Annotated in this window: 20 protein-coding genes; 18 read left to right on the forward strand and 2 right to left on the reverse strand. The window is 39.5% G+C overall.

The genetic code is table 11. The features are described 5' to 3' along the window. The first annotated feature begins 72 nt into the window (after nucleotides 1-72). Nucleotides 73-1,590, forward strand: a complete 1,518-nt coding sequence (locus tag HMPREF3032_RS02070) for a dihydrolipoyl dehydrogenase family protein (protein WP_009353103.1) — start codon at nucleotides 73-75, stop codon at nucleotides 1,588-1,590. 399 nt (nucleotides 1,591-1,989) lie between these two features. Next, complete coding sequence (locus HMPREF3032_RS02075; RefSeq protein WP_231723396.1) at nucleotides 1,990-3,153, forward strand: cation diffusion facilitator family transporter; 1,164 nt, start codon at nucleotides 1,990-1,992, stop codon at nucleotides 3,151-3,153. A gap of 195 nt (nucleotides 3,154-3,348) precedes the next feature. Here the strand turns inward: HMPREF3032_RS02075 and sstT are convergent, their stop codons facing one another. Further along, nucleotides 3,349-4,569: a serine/threonine transporter SstT gene (gene sstT / locus HMPREF3032_RS02080; RefSeq protein WP_009353062.1), complete on the reverse strand. Its 1,221-nt coding sequence runs from the start codon at nucleotides 4,567-4,569 to the stop codon at nucleotides 3,349-3,351. A 145-nt stretch (nucleotides 4,570-4,714) separates the two neighbouring features. Here sstT and HMPREF3032_RS02085 point away from each other — a divergent pair, with 145 nt between their 5' ends. Beyond that, a complete protein-coding gene (locus HMPREF3032_RS02085) occupies nucleotides 4,715-5,467 on the forward strand; it encodes a class I SAM-dependent methyltransferase (protein ID WP_062401417.1) in 753 nt (250 codons plus the stop codon). Between the two features lie 47 nt (nucleotides 5,468-5,514). On the opposite strand, the gene HMPREF3032_RS02090 is transcribed toward HMPREF3032_RS02085, so the two are convergent. Then, entirely contained in the window at nucleotides 5,515-6,147 is a 633-nt protein-coding gene (locus HMPREF3032_RS02090; RefSeq protein ID WP_062401419.1) for a superoxide dismutase, read from the reverse strand. Between the two features lie 200 nt (nucleotides 6,148-6,347). Here HMPREF3032_RS02090 and HMPREF3032_RS02095 point away from each other — a divergent pair, with 200 nt between their 5' ends. The 15 genes from HMPREF3032_RS02095 to HMPREF3032_RS02165 all read left to right on the forward strand — a co-directional run bounded on the left by HMPREF3032_RS02095 (nucleotide 6,348) and on the right by HMPREF3032_RS02165 (nucleotide 22,464). Continuing rightward, nucleotides 6,348-6,938 carry a hypothetical protein gene (locus tag HMPREF3032_RS02095; RefSeq protein ID WP_062401421.1) on the forward strand — a complete coding sequence of 197 codons (591 nt, stop codon included), beginning with the start codon at nucleotides 6,348-6,350 and terminating at the stop codon, nucleotides 6,936-6,938. 124 nt (nucleotides 6,939-7,062) lie between these two features. Next, nucleotides 7,063-8,382: a nucleobase:cation symporter-2 family protein gene (locus HMPREF3032_RS02100; RefSeq protein WP_062401423.1), complete on the forward strand. Its 1,320-nt coding sequence runs from the start codon at nucleotides 7,063-7,065 to the stop codon at nucleotides 8,380-8,382. A gap of 156 nt (nucleotides 8,383-8,538) precedes the next feature. Further along, nucleotides 8,539-8,991: an MOSC domain-containing protein gene (locus HMPREF3032_RS02105; RefSeq protein ID WP_038144922.1), complete on the forward strand. Its 453-nt coding sequence runs from the start codon at nucleotides 8,539-8,541 to the stop codon at nucleotides 8,989-8,991. Further along, the gene (locus HMPREF3032_RS02110) at nucleotides 8,984-9,946 is read left to right on the forward strand and encodes a GTP 3',8-cyclase MoaA (protein WP_062401425.1); all 963 of its coding nucleotides are present in this window, start codon (nucleotides 8,984-8,986) and stop codon (nucleotides 9,944-9,946) included. Before HMPREF3032_RS02105 ends, HMPREF3032_RS02110 begins: the two co-directional genes overlap by 8 nt. A gap of 8 nt (nucleotides 9,947-9,954) precedes the next feature. Continuing rightward, nucleotides 9,955-10,977: an aldose epimerase family protein gene (locus HMPREF3032_RS02115; RefSeq protein WP_062401426.1), complete on the forward strand. Its 1,023-nt coding sequence runs from the start codon at nucleotides 9,955-9,957 to the stop codon at nucleotides 10,975-10,977. A 31-nt stretch (nucleotides 10,978-11,008) separates the two neighbouring features. Further along, nucleotides 11,009-12,184, forward strand: a complete 1,176-nt coding sequence (locus HMPREF3032_RS02120; RefSeq protein ID WP_062401427.1) for an iron-containing alcohol dehydrogenase — start codon at nucleotides 11,009-11,011, stop codon at nucleotides 12,182-12,184. A gap of 172 nt (nucleotides 12,185-12,356) precedes the next feature. Further along, nucleotides 12,357-12,830, forward strand: coding sequence for a transcription elongation factor GreA (gene greA, locus HMPREF3032_RS02125; protein WP_062401428.1), 474 nt, complete (start codon nucleotides 12,357-12,359; stop codon nucleotides 12,828-12,830). A gap of 27 nt (nucleotides 12,831-12,857) precedes the next feature. Beyond that, a complete protein-coding gene (gene lysS, locus HMPREF3032_RS02130; RefSeq protein WP_062401429.1) occupies nucleotides 12,858-14,378 on the forward strand; it encodes a lysine--tRNA ligase in 1,521 nt (506 codons plus the stop codon). 217 nt (nucleotides 14,379-14,595) lie between these two features. Beyond that, nucleotides 14,596-15,873 (forward strand): serine--tRNA ligase, encoded by a 1,278-nt coding sequence (gene serS / locus HMPREF3032_RS02135; RefSeq protein ID WP_062401431.1) that lies wholly within the window; start codon nucleotides 14,596-14,598, stop codon nucleotides 15,871-15,873. 13 nt (nucleotides 15,874-15,886) lie between these two features. After that, nucleotides 15,887-16,531 (forward strand): fructose-6-phosphate aldolase, encoded by a 645-nt coding sequence (fsa, locus tag HMPREF3032_RS02140; RefSeq protein ID WP_062401432.1) that lies wholly within the window; start codon nucleotides 15,887-15,889, stop codon nucleotides 16,529-16,531. A 23-nt stretch (nucleotides 16,532-16,554) separates the two neighbouring features. Then, on the forward strand, nucleotides 16,555-17,517 hold the full coding sequence (gene glpX, locus HMPREF3032_RS02145) for a class II fructose-bisphosphatase (protein WP_062401433.1): 963 nt from the start codon (nucleotides 16,555-16,557) through the stop codon (nucleotides 17,515-17,517). A gap of 174 nt (nucleotides 17,518-17,691) precedes the next feature. After that, on the forward strand, nucleotides 17,692-18,948 hold the full coding sequence (murA, locus tag HMPREF3032_RS02150; protein WP_062401434.1) for a UDP-N-acetylglucosamine 1-carboxyvinyltransferase: 1,257 nt from the start codon (nucleotides 17,692-17,694) through the stop codon (nucleotides 18,946-18,948). Further along, nucleotides 18,920-20,092 carry a rod shape-determining protein gene (locus HMPREF3032_RS02155; RefSeq protein ID WP_062401435.1) on the forward strand — a complete coding sequence of 391 codons (1,173 nt, stop codon included), beginning with the start codon at nucleotides 18,920-18,922 and terminating at the stop codon, nucleotides 20,090-20,092. Before murA ends, HMPREF3032_RS02155 begins: the two co-directional genes overlap by 29 nt. Nucleotides 20,093-20,251: 159 nt before the next feature. Further along, complete coding sequence (locus HMPREF3032_RS02160) at nucleotides 20,252-20,542, forward strand: biotin/lipoyl-containing protein (protein WP_009353801.1); 291 nt, start codon at nucleotides 20,252-20,254, stop codon at nucleotides 20,540-20,542. 32 nt (nucleotides 20,543-20,574) lie between these two features. Then, the gene (locus tag HMPREF3032_RS02165) at nucleotides 20,575-22,464 is read left to right on the forward strand and encodes a SpoIVB peptidase S55 domain-containing protein (RefSeq protein ID WP_062401436.1); all 1,890 of its coding nucleotides are present in this window, start codon (nucleotides 20,575-20,577) and stop codon (nucleotides 22,462-22,464) included. The last annotated feature ends 16 nt before the right edge of the window (nucleotides 22,465-22,480 follow it).

Below are 22,480 nucleotides of genomic sequence, written 5' to 3' on the forward strand. Positions count from 1 at the left end.
AAAATAGTCGATGTATGATATACTATATACAAAGAATAAAGATTATCCATTGGTTTAGAAAGGATGACGTAAATGAAACAATATGATGTAATCGTAATTGGTACTGGTGGTGCTAGCTTAGTAGCTGATGCAGCATTAAAAGCAGGCAAACGTGTAGCTGTTATTGAAAAAACAGGCTTTGGTGGCACTTGTTTAACACGTGGCTGTATTCCAACAAAAGTAATGGTTACTGCAGCGGATGTGGTACATGAAAGCCATGGTTGGAAAAAAATTGGTGTAGAAACTGCCACACCGACTCTTAACTGGGATGTAGTGAGTGAACGGGTTTGGAAAGCTATCAATAAAAGCAAAGGGGTTAAAGAGTTCTATGAAAGCTTTGATAACGCTGATGTATACCATGGAGCAGCTACATTTGTAAGTGATAAAGTATTATATGTAACATTGCAAGATGGTACAAAAACAGAAGAAATTACAGCACCTACTATTATCATTGGTACAGGCGGTCATTCTAAAGTAAATCATGTAGATGGCTTAGAAGAAGCAGGTTATATTACAAGTGAAAAATTCTTTGGCAGTGAATATCCAAAAGTACCATATAAACGACTAGCTGTATTTGGTGGTGGTCCTATTGGTACAGAATTTGCTGGTGTGTTTGCCGCAGCAGGTACGGAAGTGACGTTAATCCAGCGCAATGTGCGTTTATTGCCAAAAGAAGATGAAGCTATTTCTGCTCATATTTTAGAAGAAATGAAAGCCATTGGAGTGAACGTATTAACAGATACTGTATGTGATAATGTACGTGTGGATAATGGTGATAAAGTAATCACTGTGAAAAACCGTACTACAGGTGAAGTATCTGAAATCCGTGTAGATGAAATTTTGGTGGCTACTGGGATTGCTCCGTCTGTAGAAGATTTGCACCTAGAAAATACTCATATTGAGCAATTACCAGGTGGCTGGATTAAAACTAATGAATTTTTAGAAACATCTGTAGAAGGTGTGTATGCATTAGGTGATGTGAATGGTAATGCAGCCTTCCGTCATCGTGCCAACTATGAAGGGGATATTATCTCTCATAATTTATATCGTGCTACATCTCCAACAGACTATCGTTGGGCACGCTATGATTTGATTCCTATGGTGACGTTCACGTATCCAGAAGTAGGTCGTGTCGGTATGACTGAAGCAGAAGCCAAAGAGGCTGGTTATGATGTGGGAGTTGGTATTAACCACTATTCTAACTCCGCAAAAGGTATGGCCCTTGGTATCGATAAAGGCGATGTGCATGATGGATTTATTAAGGTAGTAGTAGACAAAGCTACGAATCGTCTATTAGGGGCTCATATCGTGGGACCACAAGCATCGATCTTGTTCCAACCATATGTACATTTAATGAATAGTGGTGAAGTGAAATTAGTTCCTGTTCATGAAGAAATCGGTTCTAATACAACGAAAGAACTACGTGCACAAGGTTTGACAAGGTACTTGGATCCACAATCTGTTATCTCCATTGGCGAGGCTATGGCTCCACACCCAACATTGTCAGAAGTGTCTATGTGGACGCAAGTGTTCTACGAACATAAATGGTAATCTATTAAAAAGATATATAGTAAAAACTGTAGTGATGGGGATACTATCACTACAGTTTTTTTATGCTAATATATGATGATAATTGATATATTGTGCAGTACCTATAAGCAAAATATGTTTAATATGTATAGACTCATACAAGTTATGATATGAAATGATAGTAACGATAGAGGTCTAAGATAGTATAAAGAAATCTACCCTACCTTATTGTATGAGTATATGACATAGGTTATAACTATTTTGAAATCAAAGATTCTCAATTAAAATTATAGTTGATAATAGTTAAATAATAGTATATAATGAGAAAGTAAATGAGAATAAAAAGCTACCTCTGTGATATAGCAGATTAGAATGGGGTAGAATTGTGAGTATATGTTAAATAGATAAAAGAGGTGTAGTATGACAGAAGTATTAATCCGTTTATTTGTAAAAAATAAAGATGAAGTCAAAGATACTAATGTACGCCAACAATATGGGATTATGGCGAGTATCACCGGTATTGTGGTAAATGTGTTAGTTTGTTTAGGGGAATTAATCATTGGTTTTCTTATCGGCTCCATTGCCATGATTAGTGATGCTATCCATAATGTGGCTGATGCAGGGGGATCCTTAGTATCCTTTTTGAGTTTTAAATTATCTGGCCGTAAAGCAGATGCAGAGCATCCATATGGACATGGTCGAATGGAATATCTATTATCCATTGGTTTTTCTATTTTGCTTTTTGTAGTAGCTGCTCAATTAGGTATTGAAGCGGTGGAGCACATTATGAATCCCGAGGTAGTAGAGTTTTCCATATCCGCACTGGCTGTTATGTTAGGGGCTATGGCTTTGAAGATTTGGTTATCCTTCTTTTTGCGTTCCATTGGTAATCGTATTGATTCTCCTATCTTGCGTGCCAATGGGAAAGAAGCTTTATCCGATGTATGGGCGACGGCAGCGATTGCTATTGGCTTATTGTTGGGCGGTATATTCCAATTGAGCGTTGATGGGTATTTAGGCTTAATTGTGGCACTTATCATTGCCAAAGCTGGTTTTGAAGTGCTGAAAGAAGCGACAGATCGTTTATTAGGATTTGAACCTACTGCAGAACGTGTACAAGAGATTATTAATTTTGTAGAATCTAAGGCTGGTATTTTAGGAACTCATGATTTAATGATTCATGATTATGGTCCAGGCCACGAGTATGCTTCTATCCACGTAGAAGTAGATGCGAAACAAGATGCGATGACCATCCATAATATGATTGATCGTGTAGAACGACAAGCTTTGAAAGAATTACAGTTAAAATTGACCATTCATATGGATCCAATCGTTGTCAATGAGCAAACCCTAGCTTTGCAACAACGTTTAGTGGCAGTGATTCAAGCCTATGATGACAGTTTTTCTTTATACGATATTCGAATTGATATGGAACATAGAAAGATTAGTTTTGACGTACAAGTACCGCATGATGTGAAATATACGAAAGAGGAACTTTCACAAAAATTAAGCCTATTAGTAGAAGCGGTACTGCCAACATTCCTAGTGAAACCGAATGTAGTACACGGATACACTGGGGTATAAGAGGAAGCATATTATTCAGTTTGCTTTATAATATAAGTGATGACAGAAATAAGAAAGGACTGGTACAGATTGTACCAGTCCTTATTAGCCTTGTTAGGGCTTACTTTCATAAGCCATATGTAATTATAAATTCTATTGGGCATCCCATACCAAAGAACAAATAGACCTTTCAAACAGTATGTGTGAAGTATACGTTTATACTTTGTCCGTTGGGTAGCCGTGACGCGCATAATCTACAGCTGCTGTAAATAAGATATCTGTAGAAGAGTTTAATGCTGTTTCGGTGGAGTCTTGGATCACGCCGATGATGAATCCAACACCTACCACTTGCATAGCTACATCATTGGAAATACCGAATAGGGAACAAGCTAATGGAATCAATAAGAGTGAACCACCAGCTACACCGGAGGCACCGCAAGCGGAGATGGTAGCGATAATGCTAAGTAAGATTGCTGTCGCTAGGTCTACCTGAATACCCAATGTAGATACAGCTGCTAATGCCATAACAGTGATGGTAATAGCTGCACCGCCCATATTGATAGTAGCGCCTAATGGAATGGAAATGGAGTAGGTATCAGGTGTAATGCCTAGACGTTTTGCTAAATCCATGTTAACTGGAATGTTCGCAGCGGAACTACGAGTGAAGAAGGCTGTCACACCAGATTCACGAAGGCAGCGGAATACCAATGGATATGGATTGCGTTTCATGACGATAGCTACGATCAATGGATTGATGATGAGTGCTACTGCAAACATACATCCTAATAGGACTAATAACAATTTACCGTAAGTCAGTAAAGCGCCTAATCCATTTTCACCGATAGATTGAGCTACCAAGCCCATGATACCAAGAGGAGCAAATTTAATAATCCATTGTACAGCCAATGTAATCGCATCAGAGATGGAAGCCATCACATCTTTCGTTTCATTTGCTGCATGACGAAGAGCAAAACCAAATAATAAAGCCCAACCAAGAATGCCAATATAGTTACCACTTAAAATGGCTTTCACAGGATTTTCAACAATATTAGTTAATAAAGTAGAAAGTACTGCAGTAATGCCACTAGGAGGTGCTGTATCAGCTGGAGACGCTGTTAATAGCAAAGTCGTAGGGAATAAGAAACTACCTGCTACGGCGATAGCTGCAGATGCAAATGTGCCGATTAAGTACAATACGATGATGGAACGCATGCCAGTTTTTTGACCGGAACGATGACGGCTGACTGCTGCGATGACTAAGAAAAATACTAATACAGGTGCTACACCTTTTAATGCACCTACGAAGATGGTACCTAATAAAGATAACTTCACAGCATTTTCTGGAGACCATACGGCAATACCAGTGCCGATTAAGAGACCTATGCAGATTTGCTGGATGAGGCTAAATCTATTAATGAATTGAAATAATGCCCTCATAGAAAACTCCTTATACTTATAAATACTTAAAATCGAGTACAAATATCTACTCATAAAAGACATAAGCACATTATAAACGGAATATATACTTTTGGCAAGAGAAAAAAATCACAAATTATGGAATATCCGCATCCATTCGTGTATAATGAATAGCAGTATAAATAACTGGAGGTATATTGTGGAATTTAAAACACATGAAGATAAAAAAGCTTACGTGCAAGATGTATTCTCTCATATTGCGAAGCATTATGATGTGATGAATACATTATTGAGTTTTAACCAAGATGCACGGTGGCGTAGATTTGCTATAGAACAATTAGAATTAACGGAAGGTATGCGACTAGCGGATATTGCTTGTGGTACTTGTATGTTAACAAAAACAGCATTACAAGAAATTCCGTCTTTACATGTGGAAGGACTTGATTTTAGTCCTGAAATGTTAGCGGTGGGGCAGAATCGATTAGAGAAAGAAGGATATACAGATCGAGTGACCTTGACCCAAGGGGATGCTATGGATTTACCTTATGATAGCAATACCTTTGATGGTGCTGTATCTGGTTTTGCTTTGCGCAATGTGCCAAGCATTGAACAAACGATTCGTGAAATGAAACGTGTTGTTAAACCAGGTGGCAAAGTAGTTACTTTGGAATTGGCAAAGCCTACTATGTTTGGGTTTAAACAAGCCTATTATATATACTTTGAAAAGATTCTGCCTGTGTTGGGGAAATTGAGCCGAGATCAATCATCCTATGCATGGCTGCCAGAATCATTGCGCCGTTATGTGGGGCAAGAAGGTGTTCTTCAAATTTTTAAAGATGTAGGACTACAAGATGCTAAGTATTTTGAACTTACAGGTGGTATTGTAGCAGTCCATGTGGGCACCGTACCAGAAGAATAGAAAAAAGCTGTCATACACAACGAGGTGATGACAGCTTTTTATTTGTTTTATTCGTGGCCAAAACGATTTGGACTTTTTAATGTTTCTTCATAGATGTGGTTCACAATCTTCCAATTCACAATGGTGAAGAAGGTATCAATATAGGTTTGACGGTTAGATGAGGGATACATGTAATCCCACATATTGATGCCTAAAATGGCAGTTTGCATATCCATAATTGGATTGTTTTGTTCTTTTGTGGACGTAATAGAAAGGGTATTGTCTGGGTTGATGACAAGCCAAGTCCAACCATTACCAACATGGGCGTGAGCCTCCTTCGTAAACTGCTGTTGGAATGTTTCGAAGGACCCAAAAGAGCGGTTGATAGCATCTTTGATTGGTCCGTTGATGGTACTTGTATTAGGGCTTGTCAACGTGTGCAAAAATAAGGTTACATTCTTATAGGCTCCACCATAACACTGAATGTCTTGTCGAATTTCTAGTGGTACATGGCTTAGGCCTCCTAACAGACAGTCAATATGACCAAAGCGAAGGTCAGGACACTCTTCAACTAGTTCATTAAGTGAGGATATGGCATGGCTGTATACCTGGGTATACAAAAATGTGAGTGTTTCTCTGCTGATAATCGGTTCTAAGGCATGGTCAGGATAAGGCAGTGCTTCTAATTCAAAATACTTCATGGTCACCTCCACAGTAAAAACGATAATGATAGATATTATCATAGTTACTCTTATGGTACTTGATGGATTGATAAAAGTCAAGATATATACATTATGGATAGAATATAATAGACTAAATGAATATACAATTGCTCATTGAATAAAAGAGGTACAATCTGTATAATAGGGGTATAGAATGAAATACTGAAAGGAGCTTTTATATGAAAAAACAAAGTAAACGTTGGATAGCAGGAGCTGCCATATTAGGTGTTATTGCATTGGGGCAAACTGCGTATGCAGCACAAGACCCATTGATGTTGTCAGCACAAGAAGGGGTAGCTGTGATAGCTGATATGCAATCTGGTGTTTCTGTACAAAGTCCAAATTGGGAAGTAAAACAAGTAGTCAATACATTTGCAAACTATGGACAAGCACATAGTAAACAATTATTTGAATTACAAACAAACCAAGTTGTTTCTGCTGGCCAGTTGGATGTAAAGAATGCTCTGTATTATATGAATGTACGTAAAAACTTTTATATCGATAGCCATCGCTGGAAACAAGATAGCTATGGCACAACAGTGTTGAATAGTTTATATATGGATTATCAAAACTATTTAAATGGACATCGCTTTGTAGCTGGTGATCAAGTGGAAACTTATAAAGCTGAGTTTTTAGGCATATTGGCACGTCATGCTGAAAAAGTACAAAATGATGAATTGCGTACATATATGAATGAGATGGTTATTTTCGGCTTAGAACAAGCTATGAAAGACCATAATCCAACTGTAAAAGGATATAAAGCTAAATAAGATATAGCCTACTCTTGATGAGTAGGCTATCTTTTTGACAAATTATATAAGTTATGATTTAATATAAAAGTATTATAATTAGCATAACTTCTTAATAAAATGTATTGAAGAATGGAGAAATGGCATGAGTGAAAGTGCTAAACAGGTGCATCCTGTTGATGAAATCTTACCCCTACCTAAGTTGTTTTCCTATGGTTTACAACATGTATTGGCTATGTATGCAGGGGCTGTAGCCGTTCCTATCATTCTGGCGAATGCCTTAGGTTTATCTACTCCAGATTTGATTCGCCTCATAAATGCTGACCTATTTGCTTGTGGTATTGCTACGTTGATTCAAACCATAGGGATAGGACCAGTAGGTGCGCGAATTCCGATGATTCAAGGAGTTACCTTTGCCTCTGTAGCACCTATGATTATTATAGGAACAGAACATGGCTTACCAGCTGTGTATGGAGCTATTATAGTGGCGGGGATATTTACCTTTTTCATCGCCCCTTATTTTAGTAGGCTCATTCGATTATTTCCTCCGGTGGTAACGGGGACTATCGTTATGATTATCGGCATTAGTTTGATGCCTGTAGCGATTATGTGGATTGCCGGCGTATCTCCAGAAGATCCTAATTACGCAAGTTCCACAAATTTATGGTTAGCAGGATTAACATTGCTCATTGTAGTCTTAGTAAATCGTTTTACTACAGGATTTTTAAGTAATTTGTCAGTTCTTATTGGCTTATTAGGTGGTACTATGATTGCGTATGCCTTAGGGGAAGTGAATTTTATTGAGGTGACTCAGGCGGATTGGTTAGGCTTAGTGACACCACTTGCATTCGGTATGCCTACCTTTGATGTAAGCTCCATTATCGCTATGCTTGTAGTTATGTCTGTATGTATGGTAGAGACTACAGGAGATGCCATTGCCATAGGTGAAATTGTAGATAAAAAAGTGGATAAGAAAACATTAAGTTCTTGTTTACAAGCGGATGGATTATCTACATGCATAGGTGGTTTTTTAAATAGTTTTCCTTATACAGCTTTTGCTCAAAATATTGGATTAATTGCGGTAACGAATGTGAAAAGCCGTTTCGTAGTAGCTACATCAGGTGTGGTTTTGATGATCTTGGGATTGTTTCCTAAACTAGCAGCCGTAGTGGCATCCATTCCTAGCCCAGTGCTTGGAGGTGCAGGGATTGCCATGTTTGGCATGATTATTGCTAGCGGCATACGTTCCTTAGGAAATGTAGATTACGAAAATAGTCATAACTTGATGATTGTAGCCTTGAGTATTGGCGTGGCTATGATTCCTATTGGGGCACCACAGTTTTATCATAACTTTCCACCAGCTGCGAAGATTATTTTTGAAAGTGGTATTACCTTTGGTAGTATCTTAGCTGTTGTATTAAACATGGTTTTTAATGGTTTAGGTCAGAGGGATATAAAAAAATAATCAGTTTAAAGAATATAAAATAAAGAGCACGTCTTTAGAAATATCAACATATGGATTTCTTTCTTCAAGGGCGTGCTTTTTGTTATAGATTTAGTAAATAAACGTGATATAATAAGAACTATATAGGTGATTTTAAATATAATAATCTAAGGAGATATAATGGACGCAAAAATTATTGCTATTTCAATTAGCAGAGCAAAAGGACAAAAGAAAACAAACATCCCTGAAGCGGAGTTAGTAGTAAATCATGGTATTGAAGGAGATGCTCATGCAGGCCCATGGCATCGTCAATTGAGCTTGCTTGGTATTGAAAGTATCGAATTAATGCGTAAAAGCGGTGCTGATGTGAACCCTGGTGATTTTGCAGAAAATATTACTGTAGAAGGCTTGACTTTATTCCAATTGCCAGTGGGTACTAAATTAGCCTTAGGTAAGACTATCGTAGAGGTTACACAAATCGGCAAAGAGTGTCATCAAGGTTGTGAAATTATGCAACAAGTAGGAAGTTGCATTATGCCTACGCAAGGGATTTTTGGACGTGTTTTAGAAGGCGGAAAGATTCAAGTAGGTGATGCAGTGCGTATTGTTGAGGAGCCAGTCAATGCGTGATAGCCAAGGGCGTGTCATTGAGTATGCACGTATCTCCTTAACGGAAGCGTGTAATTTTTGTTGTGCCTATTGTCGGCCTCAGGAGATTACAGAAGCTATGGCGCCTGTGTTGCCGCCAAGGTTTTGGTTGCCTTTGTTAGAGGCATTGCACTTAGGAGGCATCAAAGCTTTGCGCTTAACTGGGGGAGAACCATTATTGTATCCACATTTATATGAGTTGTTAGAGCGTATACAAGAGAGCCAATGGTTTTCCGATATTTCTATGACTACCAATGGTAGTCTATTAGAAACTCAGGCGAAACGTTTATTTACAGCAGGGGTACAGCGATTAAATATTAGTTTAGACTCTGTGGAAGAAGAGGGTTTTGCCAAAGCTGTAGGTCGCAATGGACAATTAGCTGGTGTGCTTCGTGGTATAGAAGCTGCAAAAACTGCAGGCTTTCAAAATATAAAGATTAATACTGTAGTGCAAGCGCCATTTTCTGACAAAGAAGTGGAAACCTTGTTGCATTATGGAAAAGAGTGGGATGTAGTCTGGCGATTTATTGAATATATGCCATTCCAAGGGAAACAAAGTCATGTGCCTACCTTTGGAGAGTGGAAGGAGCAGATTGAACGCATTGTGGGATCTGAGTTAACTCCAGTTACAGAACGATTGGGATTTGGACCAGCTCAATACTTCCAATTGCCAGATGGACAACAAATTGGCTTTATTTTTCCTTTGTCCAATCAATATTGTTCTTCTTGCAATCGCATTCGTTTCACTGCAGATGGATCGCTACGCTTATGTTTGTTGCGTGATGAAGATTTAGACTTGCGTGGGCTTATACAAAATGGCGGAACGCCACAAACTATATTGCATTGCATTGAAGAGGCATTACAAGGTCGATACGCGAGTCATGATGGAAATTCCATTGAAAAAGTGGAACGTCCTATGTGGCGTATCGGGGGTTAGGAGTTATGATGAAAGTAGAATCTTTTGGACACTTACAAACAGGCCAAGAGGCTCATGTATATACAATAGAAAATGAAGCACTGAGAGTACAAATCACCAATTATGGTGCCACCATTGTAGCTGTCTATGATAAAGTGTTGCAGCGCCATTTAGCATTGGGTTATGATTCTGCACAAGACTATGAAACAAAGCATGGACAACTGGGTGCTACCGTAGGCCGTGTGGCGAATCGTATTGCCAATGCAGCCTATACGTGGAATGGTACAGTTCATCAACTAACAGCTAACAATGGACCCAACTTATTGCATAGTGGGAAAGGAAATATTGGGCATCGTCTATGGGATGCAGTGGAGGAAAATTGTTCTGATACAGTGGTACATCTCTCTCATTCTATTACTTCTGAAGAAGATGGATTTCCAGGTGATTTCTATGTAGAAGCGGTATTCAGATTGGTAGAGCAGACGTTAGTAGTCACGTATGTGTACACAACCTCTGAAGATTCCTTTGTGAACTTAACGAATCATGTATACTTTAATCTGCATGGAGAAGGTGACTTATCGAACCATGTATTAGAATTAGGAGCCCATCAGTATATGCCATTTGGAGACCATCAAATCCCGCAATTGGAACCAGCATCAGTGGATGGAACACCATTTGATTTTAGAAATGGTATGGATCTACAAAAGGCATTGGAGCATTATGCTGATGCCCTAAGTCAATATAAGGGATATGACCATGATTTTGTAACGACTCCAGTAGAAGGAAGTAAAACAGTAGATTCTGTTGTGCCTTTTGCGGTGTTACAAGGTAAGGATGTGACAGCGGTATTCCATACAGATGCGCCACACTTTCAGGTATATACAGGAAATTGGTTGGATGAAGATGGCCGAGAACGTCATTATGGCAGTCATGCAGGCATTGCCATTGAGCCACAATTTGTGCCGAATGATATCAATATGAATGGTGAAAGCAAGACTAAAGCAGATACAGTCTATGAAAGAACAATTGCCTATTCATTCTATCATCGATAGGCGTATTTAATAGTAAGGAGACAAGGGTCGAATGAAATCATTTATTTACCATAACCCAACCAAAATAGTGTTTGGCAAAGACTGTGTGAAGGAATCACTAGCAGCTGAATTAAGTCACTACGGAACACGAGTGCTACTTACTTATGGTGGAGGTAGTATTAAAAAGAATGGTATTTATCATACGGTAAAAGAAGCCTTACAACAAGCAGGTAAGGAAGTGTTTGAGTTAAGTGGGATTATGTCAAATCCACGAACTACGAAAGTGCGTGAAGGGATTGCTTTATGCAAAGAACATAATATTGATTTTATTCTAGCCGTCGGTGGTGGTTCTGTTATTGATTGCACTAAATTCATTGCAGGTGGTGCTACCTTACCAGATACGGTTGACTTTTGGCAAACTTTCTTTTTAGACCATCAGCCTGTGATGGAGGCATTGCCATTTGGTGTAGTATTAACTATGGCAGCTACTGGCAGTGAAATGAATAATGGTGGTGTTATTACTGATTGGGAAACACAGAAAAAATTAAGCGGTTATGGACCGGCTTTGTTTCCACAATTTTCTATGTTAGATCCTACCTATACCTACACGTTACCGCGAGAGCAAGTTGCCTATGGCATCGTAGACATGTTGTCTCATTTATTGGAACAATATGTATCTACACCTGATGATGATAATGTGACAGATTCTGCCATCGAGGGAATTTTTAAAAATATCGTGCGCAATGGCAGAAAATCCATGGAACACTTAGAAGATTATGAAGCTCGTTCTAACATTATGTGGGGTGCTACCTTAGCCTTGAATCGTTCCTTAGGATTAGGCAAAGATCAAGACTGGATGACGCATGCCTTAGAGCACGCCCTGTCAGCTTTTTATGATATTCCTCATGGCGCAGGTCTGGCGATTATGCATCCAGCGTATTTGCGTTGGATTTTGCCCAATGCTACAGCGCGGTTGATGCGTTTTGCTAAGGAAGTGTGGGGCATTGAACAAGGCACTATGAGTGATACAGACTATGCATTAGCTGGTATCGAAGCCTTAGAAGCATATTTCAAAGAAATAGGGGTGCCATCTACTTTGGAAGAAGTAGGGATTCCAAAAGAATCCTTATCGGATATTGCTAATAGTTGTGTTCGTTATCCTACAGCATATAGTAATCTTACACCTAAGGATGCGTTAGCTATCTATGAAAGTGTCTATAAAAAATAGGGTAAACTCCATGTGTGTCGTACAAGTATAGGCTTTCACATTGACATTTACAAGAGAAGTCAGTATAATTATAGCTATTGTTAATAAGAAATTTAAGTAACTTTTTCATAAGGGAGGCAGTGTCATGTGGCACTGTTTTCTGTATATGAGGAATAGAAATGGAGAGACATACATGGCAGAGGTAAAAGAAACCTTACTTACAGCCGAAGGGTTGAAGAAGCTGGAAGAAGAATTAAATTATTATAAATCTGTACGTCGAATCGAAGTGGCAGAGCGTATTAAAATTGCTATTTCCTACGGTGATATTTCAGAGAACTCTGAATATGATGATGCGAAAAACGAACAAGCTTTCATCGAAGGTCACATTATTGAATTGGAAAATAAAATTAATACAGCTAAAATCATTGATGAAAATGTAAAAGGCGATACAGTGACAGTAGGTAGTAAAGTAACTTTGTTAGACGAAGAGTTTAATGAAGAATTAGACTACACTATTGTAGGTTCTTCTGAAGCAGATCCTTTCAACAATCGTATTTCTAATGAATCCCCTGTAGGCGTGGCGATTTTAGGAAAAGCGAAAGGTGACAAAGTAGAAGTGAATACACCAGATGGTATGGTGAGTTTCAAAATATTAAGCATTCAATAAGGGTAAAGAAGTATAAGGAGGCCCCTCATGAGCGAAGAAAAACATGTGCCAGAACAATTGGATTTAAACGATCAAATGTTGGTACGCCGCGAAAAGTTGGCGCAATATGAAGAGGATAATATCTATCCATTTGGACAACGATTTGTTGTTCAACATAAGGCACTCCAAATTAAGGATGAATTCCGTGATTTTGATGGTCAACCAGTAGTGATTGCTGGTCGATTGATGACAATTCGTTCTCATGGTAAAACAGCCTTCGCTAATTTGCGCGATTTATCTGGCGATATTCAAGTATACTTCCGTAAAGATGTTATGGGAGAAGAGGATTACAAATATGTAAAAATGCTTGATATGGGAGATATTGTAGGTATCGAGGGCCATGTGTTTAAAACACAAAAAGGCGAAATTACAGTGAAAGTCAACAAATTGACTTTATTGTCTAAATCCCTTCGTCCATTACCAGAAAAATGGCATGGGTTGAAAGATACAGAACTTCGCTATCGCCAACGCTATGTGGATTTAATTGTAAACCCAAGCGTTCGTGATACATTTGTAAAACGTACGAAAATCGTAGCGAAAATTAGAGAGTATTTAAACAGCAAGCAATTCATGGAAGTAGAAACTCCTATGATGCATGCTATTCCGGGCGGTGCGGCAGCACGCCCATTCATTACGCATCATAATGCCTTAGACATTGATATCTATATGCGTATTTCCCCTGAATTATACTTAAAACGTTTGATCGTTGGCGGTTTAGAGCGCGTATATGAAATTAACCGTTCTTTCCGTAATGAAGGCGTATCTATTCGTCATAATCCAGAATTTACTATGATGGAATCCTACCAGGCCTATGGTAACTTTGAAGATGCTATTGCATTGACAGAAGGGGTTGTTTCCTACTGTGCACAAGAAGTACTTGGTACAACAAAAATTAACTACCAAGGCATGGATATTGATTTGACTCCACCATGGAATCGCATCACTATGCAAGAAGGTATTAAACAATACACTGGGGAAGACTTTGATGCTATTGAAACCTTGAGTGAAGCACGTGCAATTGCAGATCGCTTAAATGTAGAATATGGTGAAGCCGATGGTATTGGTAAAATCATGAATTTGTGTTTTGAAGAATATGTAGAAGAAAACTTGATGCAACCAACTGTAGTATATGGACATCCAGTTGAAATTTCCCCACTAGCAAAACAAAATCGTGAGAAACCATTGACTACAGAACGTTTTGAAATCTTTATTTATGGTCGTGAATTGGCAAATGGCTATTCCGAGTTAAATGACCCAATCGATCAAAAACAACGTTTTGAAAATCAATTAAAAGAACGTGAAGCGGGTGATGATGAAGCCCATCGTATGGATGAAGACTTTGTCACAGCTTTGGAATACGGTTTGCCGCCAACTGCAGGTTTGGGTATCGGTATCGACCGTCTAGTCATGTTCTTAACGGACTCTGCATCCATTCGTGATGTATTGTTATTCCCTCTCATGAAACCAGAAGCGGTGAAAGTAGAAGAGGAAGAAACAGTAGAAGAATAATATATGTATACGCACAGCATGTTGTGAGGTGCGTAGATGGACAGCGACTAAACAGAAATGAGTTTGGTCGCTGTTTTGTTATCCTTTCAGAGATGGAGAAAGGGTAAGGGGAAATTGCCCAAGTAAATGCCTATTAAGGTAGAAAAGTAATAGCAAATGTGCTAATATTAAAGGTAGATTAATTAAGTACTTAAATGAATTCTATGAGGTCATGATTATGTTGGATTTAAAATTTGTCCGTGAGAATGTTGAAACGGTACAAGAAAACTTAGATCGTCGTCATACTACTGGCGACCTGGCTAGCTTTGTGAAGTTCTATGATGAAAGACGTGCTATCATTCAAGAAGTAGAACAATTAAAAGCAGTACGTAATGCAGTAACGGCAGAAATCAGCCAATTAAAGCGCAATAAAGAAAATGCAGATGATAAAATTGCAGAAATGCAACGCGTTGGTAATGAAATCGGTGCATTGGATAATAAATTGCGTGAAGTAGAAGTAGAGTTGCAACAAGTAGCTTTGATGTTGCCTAACATGTGTGATGCCTCTGTGCCGGTAGGTGCTGATGAAAACGAAAATATCGAACAACGTCGTTGGGGGACACCTCGTTCCTTCGATTTTGATGTAAAAGCACACTGGGATTTAGGAGAATCTTTAGGAATTTTAGATTTTGAAAGAGCGGCGAAAGAAAGTGGAGCTCGTTTCACGATTTACAAAGGAATTGGGGCTCGCTTAGAACGAGCGTTGATTAACTTTATGTTAGACAAGCACGGTAGTGCTGGTTTTACAGAAATGATGACGCCTTACATCGTTACTCGTGAAACCTTGACGAATACAGGTCAATTGCCAAAATTTGCTGAAGACATGTATAAAGTGGAAGGGGAAAATTATTTCCTAATTCCGACGGCAGAAGTAACATTGACAAACTATCATGCCAATGAAATTTTGACAGCTGATGAATTGCCTAAATATTACACAGCTTTTACAGCTTGTTTCCGTGCCGAAGCAGGCTCTGCTGGTCGTGATACACGTGGTTTAATTCGCCAACATCAATTTAATAAAGTAGAATTAGTAAAATTTGCAAAACCAGAAGAATCTTTTGCAGAATTAGAAACTTTGACAGCGCAAGCAGAAAGTATTTTACAAGCCTTAGAATTGCCACATCGTGTGATCACATTATGTACAGGTGATATGGGATTCGGTTCTGCTAAAACATACGATATCGAAGTTTGGATGCCGAGCCAAGGCGTATATCGTGAAATTTCTTCTTGCTCCAACATGACGGATTTCCAAGCACGTCGTGGTAATATTAAATTCCGTCGTGAACAAAAAGGTAAACCAGAATTTGTACATACATTAAATGGATCTGGTTTGGCTGTAGGTCGTACAGTGGCTGCGATTTTGGAAAACAATCAAGAAGCAGATGGATCTGTACGTATTCCGACAGCGCTTCAACCATATATGGGTGGTTTAACTCATATTCATCCAGAGGCTTAGAAAGGAGTCCGCTATGAAATTCTTCATTGATACAGCTAATTTTGATGACATTAAAGCAGCCTATGAAATGGGCTTTATTGCAGGGGTAACAACAAATCCATCCTTAATCGTGAAAGAAAAACGTGACTTACACGAAGTGATTCAACAAATTGCTGATCTTGTAGAGGGACCAGTGAGCGCAGAAGTTATTGCTACGACAGCACCAGAAATGGTGAAAGAAGCCCATGAATTAATTAAGTTGGGTGACAATGTAGTGATTAAAGTACCTATGACAGCGGAAGGCTTAAAAGCAGTGTCTGTGCTTTCTAAAGAGGGAATTAAAACGAATGTAACATTGATTTTCTCTGCTAACCAAGCATTATTGGCAGCTCGTGCAGGTGCTACCTATGTAAGCCCTTTCGTTGGTCGTGTAGATGATATTTCTATGGACGGAATCCAATTAATCGAAGACATTGCTGAAATTTTTATGATTCATAATATTTCAACAGAAATCATTGCAGCTAGCGTTCGTACGCCAATGCATATGACACAATGTGCCAAAGCAGGTGCACATATTGCTACAGTGCCGTTTAATGTGTTACAACAATCCTTGAAACATCCATTAACAGATGCAGGATTAGCACGTTTTCTAGCGGATTGGGAAGCAGCCAATAAATAGTAGACATAAGTGGGAGGATCAAAATGGATCGCACATTAGCCTTAGAGTTTGTTCGTGTTACAGAAGCAGCGGCATTAAAAAGTGGTCGTTTATGTGGTCGTGGAGCCAAAGATGCAGCGGATCAATTAGCTGTTGATGGTATGCGCCAAACCTTCGATACAGTACCAATTTCTGGTACCGTTGTGATTGGAGAAGGTGAAATTGATGAAGCGCCAATGTTGTACATTGGTGAACGTGTTGGGGCAGGCGGAGAAGAAGTAGATATCGCCGTAGACCCTATTGAAGGCACGAATCTAATTGCAAAAGGTCAAAATGGTGCCATTGCTGTATTGGCCATTGCACCAAAAGGCGGTTTATTGCATGCTCCAGATATGTATATGGAAAAATTGTGTGTAGGACCACGCGCCAAAGGTGTGATCGACTTGAATGAATCCATGACTGAAAACTTGCGCCGTGTTGCCGCAAAAATGGAACGTGCTATCGATGATTTAACAGTCGTTATGTTGGATCGTGAACGTCACCAAGGGTTGATGGATGAATGTCGTGCTGTCGGAGCTCGTATTCGTTTGATTACAGACGGTGATGTAAACCCAGCTATGGAATGTGGTTTAGAAGGCTCTGGTATTCACATGGTTGTAGGTACTGGTGGAGCTCCAGAAGGGGTACTGGCAGCGGCTGCTTTAAAATGTACAGGTGGGGACATGCAAGCTCGTTTAAAACCAGCTACAGATGAAGAAATTCGTCGTTGTCATGAAATGGGTATTACTGACCTTAACAAAGTATTGACCATCGATGATTTAGTAAGTGGTGATGATGTTATCTTCTCTGCCACAGCCATTACAGAAGGCAATGTATTATCTTCTATTAAATACTTCCCTGGTGGTGCTCGTACTCACTCCGTAGTGATGCGGTATAAAACGGGAACCGTTCGTTTTGTAGATACTATCCATCGATTGGATAAAAAATTATCTATGAAAGTAAAATAAATAGAATACACATAACTGTTATAGAAAGGACCGTCTAAAGGCGGTCTTTTTCTTGCGTATAGAGGAAAGATTTAGTATACTAGAGTATGAATGTTTGTCAGTCAAAACATGTTTGAAAGGTGATAGGGTATCACCGTTAAACGATAACTATAAATAAGATTAGGAGGAATTCAGTTGGAAAAGCTTATTATTCAAGGAGGTACACCTTTAGAAGGTCGTATTCGAGTAAGTAGTGCAAAAAATGCGGTACTACCAATTATTGCAGCGACTTTATTGGCGTCTACTCCAAGCACCCTGCTTGAAATTCCAGATTTGGAAGATGTTCATACTATTTGTGATGTGATTGCATCCCTTGGTGTGAAAGTAACAAAAGATGGAGAAAATATTACCTTTGATGCGTCTACAATTTCTGCTACTGAGGCGCCTTATGATCTAGTGCGTCGTATGCGTGCTTCCTTTTTAGTGATGGGACCTTTATTGGCGCGCAAAGGAGAAGCTCGTATTGCCTTACCAGGTGGTTGTGCGATTGGTAGTCGTCCAATCGATTTGCATTTAAAAGCTTTTGAAGCACTAGGTGCGACTATCACTATGGGAGAAGGTTTTGTAGAAGCAAAGGCTCCAGAAGGATTAAAAGGTAATTTAATTTATTTAGACTTCCCAAGTGTGGGGGCCACTGAAAATGTAATTATGGCAGCAACCTTTGCAGAAGGCAAAACAATCATTGAAAATGCTGCAGAAGAACCAGAAATTGTTGATTTAGCTACATTCTTAAATAGTATGGGTGCTAATATTCGCGGTGCTGGTACGGATGTGATTCGTATTGAAGGCGTCAAAGAATTAAAAGGTGCTGTGCATACAGTGATTCCAGACCGCATTGAAGCGGGTACCTATTTAATTGCTGCAGCTATGGCTGGTGGCGATGTATATGTAGAAAATGCCCTTTCAGAGCATTTAAAGCCTGTGGTAGCTAAGTTAAAAGAAGCTGGTGTTACAGTAGAAGAAGATATTGATGGTATTCGTGTTATCAGTAATGGACAGTTGAAAGCAACATCTATTAAAACCTTGCCATACCCTGGATTCCCTACAGATATGCAGGCTCAATTTATGGCTATGACGACGATTGCCAAAGGTACAAGTACTGTGATGGAAACAGTCTTTGAAAATCGTTTTATGCATGTGGATGAGTTGAAAAAAATGGGTGCTTCCATTGAGGTAGATGATCGTAAAGCTATCGTAACCGGTGTTGAACAATTGGTAGGTGCTGAAGTAGAAGCGACTGATTTACGTTGTGGTGCGGCTCTTGTGTGCGCAGGCTTAGCTGCTTCTGGGGTGACCAAAGTGGGGCAATTGACTCATATTGATCGTGGCTATGATAATTTAGTTACAAAATTAAAAGGAATAGGTGCTAACATTGTTCGGGTGGACGAGTAAGCCAAAACAGCCTCAAACTAGAGAGGATAGACGGAAACAACGTGGTGTACGTAGAAAACCAATAGGAACGACTACCAAGCAAACGTCCTTTAAGCGCGAAAGTCGCTCTCTATCATTTCTTGAAAAAATGAGCCTTCTATGGACTACTGATATTGGTATCGATTTGGGTACCACTAACGTAGTGATGTATGTCAAAGGCCGAGGTATAGTTTTAGATGAGCCAGGGTTTGTGGCTTGTGATACAAAGACTAGAGAAGTGATTGCCGTAGGTCATGAAGCGCGAGCCATTTTAGGTAGGACGCCAGAGGGCATTGAAGTGATTCAGCCCTTAAAAGGGGGCGTCATTGCCGATTATGATACAACGGCTTATATGTTGCGTTACTTTATTCGTCGTGTAGTGCCTGTATCTGGGCTAATTCGATCCCGTATGATTGCTTGTGTTCCCTCCAGTATTACACCCGTGGAAAAGCGGGCTGTTTTAGAAGTGCTCTTACAAGCAGGAGCTCGTAAAATAGTGCTTATGGAAGAACCTTTAGCAGCCGCTATTGGCACTGGCTTAGATAAGGCTGAACAAGTGGGAGCCATGGTGGTCGATATAGGCGGTGGCACCACAGATATTGCTGTCATTTGTGATTCTGGCGTAGTAGTCAGTGAGAGTTTACGCATCGGTAGCGATACCTTTGATGAAGCGTTACTACAATACATGAAGCGGAAGAAAAAGCTTCTTATAGGTCCCTTGACAGCAGAAGATCTAAAAATTGAAGTGGGTACCGTAGATTCAAGATCTGGAGAGGAACGTGCTATCGTTAGAGGTCGACACAGTGTGACAGGCTTGCCACGGGCGGTGGAAATTACTTCAAAAGATATGAAGTTTGCTCTAGAAAGACCAGTGCAACATATCATTGAAGGAATCATTAGCATTTTAGAAAAAACACCTCCAGAATTATTGGCGCAAATTAATCACCATGGTATTATTTTGACTGGTGGAGGCTCTCAGCTTCGTGGTTTAGACCGAATGATTACAGAAAAAACGGGTCGTCCTGCTTATGTAGTGGAACATCCTAGGTATTCTGTTATCTTGGGCACAGGAAAAGCGCTATCAGAGTTGAATCAATTGCGCGATACCTTGGAAGAACTACGATAAGTGGTACTTGACTTCATGATTTTTTCATATACAAAGTTTATGATAAGGGAAGTAAGATAGTGTATGAAAAGATAGACTATTTTACTAGGAATTGATTGTTCTGACTCTTGAAAATATGATATACTGTACATGGAAGAAAATTGTAGGAGGTGTATATATATGAAAAAAGTTTTTCTATATAGTTTGGGGGCATTGTTAGCAGCATTTTTAGTGACATCTACGGCAGAGGCTGCACCAGTAAATCATGAAACTGTGTTATCTGGTGAAGTCGTATCTGTGGTTAGTGTAGGAACTTCTGTCAAAGAAGGGGACCCATTGCTAACAGTACAAACATTAGGGGGACCTATGGTAGCATCCCGTGCCACTGTGAACGGTGTGGTACAAACAGTCTCTGTGGAGCCAGGTGCTACAGTGGAACGAGGTCAAATTATAACAGTGATCAATAACTAATTATTAATAATCAATAAGAAGAGGCGATATAGATGCAATTACATCGTTTTTGGCGTCGGTACACTAAGGGTGTGCTGGCGCTCTTATTGTGTGGGGCTACTTTTACAAGTGCTCATGCAATAGAATTTATGAAAGTAGAGGATTTACACCGTGGCATGGTAGGTCATGCGGATACAGTAGTACAAGGGGATAAAATTGATTCTTTCAAAGTGGAAGTCCTAGGCGTTATGAAACAACGTGGCCCATCGGGGGATTTGATTTTAGTGAAAGTATCAGGTCCCATCATTGATGCATCGGGGGGGATTGTTCATGGTATGAGTGGTAGCCCCGTATACATTGATGGAAAATTGGTAGGTGCTGTTGCCTATGGCTGGGGATTTACAGACGGTACTTTGGGCATGGTAACACCTATCGATCAAATGGTGAAACTGTGGGATGAGAAATACCAAAAAGATTTACCGAATCCATGGAAAGATACACAATTGATTCCGTTGGGCACACCATTGATGGCAGATGGTTATGATGAAACATCCTTAGCATATTTGGGAACAAAATTTAAGGACTTTGGTTATAAAGGATATGCTACGGCTAGTGACAGCACGGATGATATTGTGAAACCAATGGTGCCTGGTGGCTCTATTGCGGCGTTACTGGTAAAAGGTGATTTGAAGATGGGCGCCGTGGGGACTGTTACCTATGTAGATAAGGATAAAGTAGTTGCCTTTGGACACCCATTTGATAAACGTGGCTCTACAGGTTATTTCATGAATAACTCCAGTATTTTTACAGTAGTAAAAAGTATAGATTCTGGTTTTAAATTGGGGTCCTTAGGGCGAGAAGTAGGTGTTATCACAGAAGATCGCGGGGCAGGTATTGCTGGTACCGTTGGGGTATTTGGAAAAGGTGTTCCTGTGCGTATGCAACTTCGTGATTTAGATCGTGGGGTAGAGCGAAATGCGGCGGTCACGGTTGTGGAATCTTCTAAACTAACGCCGACCTTGGTGGCGACCTCCGTATATAGCCTGCTGAACAAAACGCTAGACCGTGTAGGTGGTGGTACAGCTAAGATCAATATTAAGATTACACCTGTAGATCCTAAATTACCTACCTTAGAACGACGGAATATGGTGTACTCCAGTAGCTCAGTATCTGAAAAATCTATCGATGAATTATTCGATATTGTAGAAAGTTTAATGAATAATGCTTTCAAAGACTATGAAATCCGTGATATTCAAGTAGATGTACAAGTGGAAGAAGCAAAACGTACAGCTACGATCATCGATGCTAGTGCAGACCAAGTCATTGTATCTCCTGGGGACAACATTGTGATTACTGCCAATTTACAAGCCTACCGCGAAGGAAAGATTCAACGAGAAATTATCTTTAAAGTGCCAGAAGATCAAAAGCTAGGAACCTATACACTTGAAGTGCGTGGTGGTGGCGTGATTCCATTGCCATACTTGTTTGAAAAACAAAAATATAATTTGACAGATGAAATTGTAGAGCGATTGAAAGTGCATAAAAACTTTGATGAATATTTCAAAGATCTCAGTGAAGATGATCAGAATAACCAAATTGTAGCAGAGTTTTTAGCCGATGATATCAGTATGGTGGAAGAGTCTGGGGACAAGGCGAAAAAGCAACGCCTAGAAGCAGACGAGGAAGATGTGGACGATGATGAGTTGCCAAATGGAGGCAAACATAAAAAAGGTTTGAAAGCCTCTGATGATGACGAAAAAGAAAACAATGAAGCATCACGAGTCGTAGTAGATTATGTTGTTTTAGGTGATGGACAGTTTACGGTACAAGTGGTAGATAAAAAAGATCGAGACCATTTACGTAAACAACGTATCAAAGAAAAACTTTCAAAGTTAAAAGAGAAAGTAAAAGCAGAAGAGTCAGACCAAAAGAAAACTAAATAGTTTCATCTGAAGAGAG

The sequence above is a fragment of the Veillonella sp. DNF00869 genome, assembly GCF_001553345.1.
GTDB lineage: Bacteria > Bacillota > Negativicutes > Veillonellales > Veillonellaceae > F0422.

Coding starts and splice junctions, on each gene's coding strand:
- HMPREF3032_RS02090 (WP_062401419.1), bottom strand. CDS start 6,147: ATGAAGTATTTTGAATTAGAAGCACTGCCTTATCCTGACCATGCCTTA.
- serS (WP_062401431.1), top strand. CDS start 14,596: ATGTTGGATTTAAAATTTGTCCGTGAGAATGTTGAAACGGTACAAGAA.
- HMPREF3032_RS02070 (WP_009353103.1), top strand. CDS start 73: ATGAAACAATATGATGTAATCGTAATTGGTACTGGTGGTGCTAGCTTA.
- HMPREF3032_RS02165 (WP_062401436.1), top strand. CDS start 20,575: ATGCAATTACATCGTTTTTGGCGTCGGTACACTAAGGGTGTGCTGGCG.
- HMPREF3032_RS02160 (WP_009353801.1), top strand. CDS start 20,252: ATGAAAAAAGTTTTTCTATATAGTTTGGGGGCATTGTTAGCAGCATTT.
- lysS (WP_062401429.1), top strand. CDS start 12,858: ATGAGCGAAGAAAAACATGTGCCAGAACAATTGGATTTAAACGATCAA.
- glpX (WP_062401433.1), top strand. CDS start 16,555: ATGGATCGCACATTAGCCTTAGAGTTTGTTCGTGTTACAGAAGCAGCG.
- fsa (WP_062401432.1), top strand. CDS start 15,887: ATGAAATTCTTCATTGATACAGCTAATTTTGATGACATTAAAGCAGCC.
- HMPREF3032_RS02100 (WP_062401423.1), top strand. CDS start 7,063: ATGAGTGAAAGTGCTAAACAGGTGCATCCTGTTGATGAAATCTTACCC.
- HMPREF3032_RS02075 (WP_231723396.1), top strand. CDS start 1,990: ATGACAGAAGTATTAATCCGTTTATTTGTAAAAAATAAAGATGAAGTC.
- HMPREF3032_RS02115 (WP_062401426.1), top strand. CDS start 9,955: ATGAAAGTAGAATCTTTTGGACACTTACAAACAGGCCAAGAGGCTCAT.
- HMPREF3032_RS02110 (WP_062401425.1), top strand. CDS start 8,984: ATGCGTGATAGCCAAGGGCGTGTCATTGAGTATGCACGTATCTCCTTA.
- HMPREF3032_RS02085 (WP_062401417.1), top strand. CDS start 4,715: ATGAATAGCAGTATAAATAACTGGAGGTATATTGTGGAATTTAAAACA.
- greA (WP_062401428.1), top strand. CDS start 12,357: ATGGCAGAGGTAAAAGAAACCTTACTTACAGCCGAAGGGTTGAAGAAG.
- HMPREF3032_RS02120 (WP_062401427.1), top strand. CDS start 11,009: ATGAAATCATTTATTTACCATAACCCAACCAAAATAGTGTTTGGCAAA.
- sstT (WP_009353062.1), bottom strand. CDS start 4,569: ATGAGGGCATTATTTCAATTCATTAATAGATTTAGCCTCATCCAGCAA.
- HMPREF3032_RS02095 (WP_062401421.1), top strand. CDS start 6,348: ATGAAAAAACAAAGTAAACGTTGGATAGCAGGAGCTGCCATATTAGGT.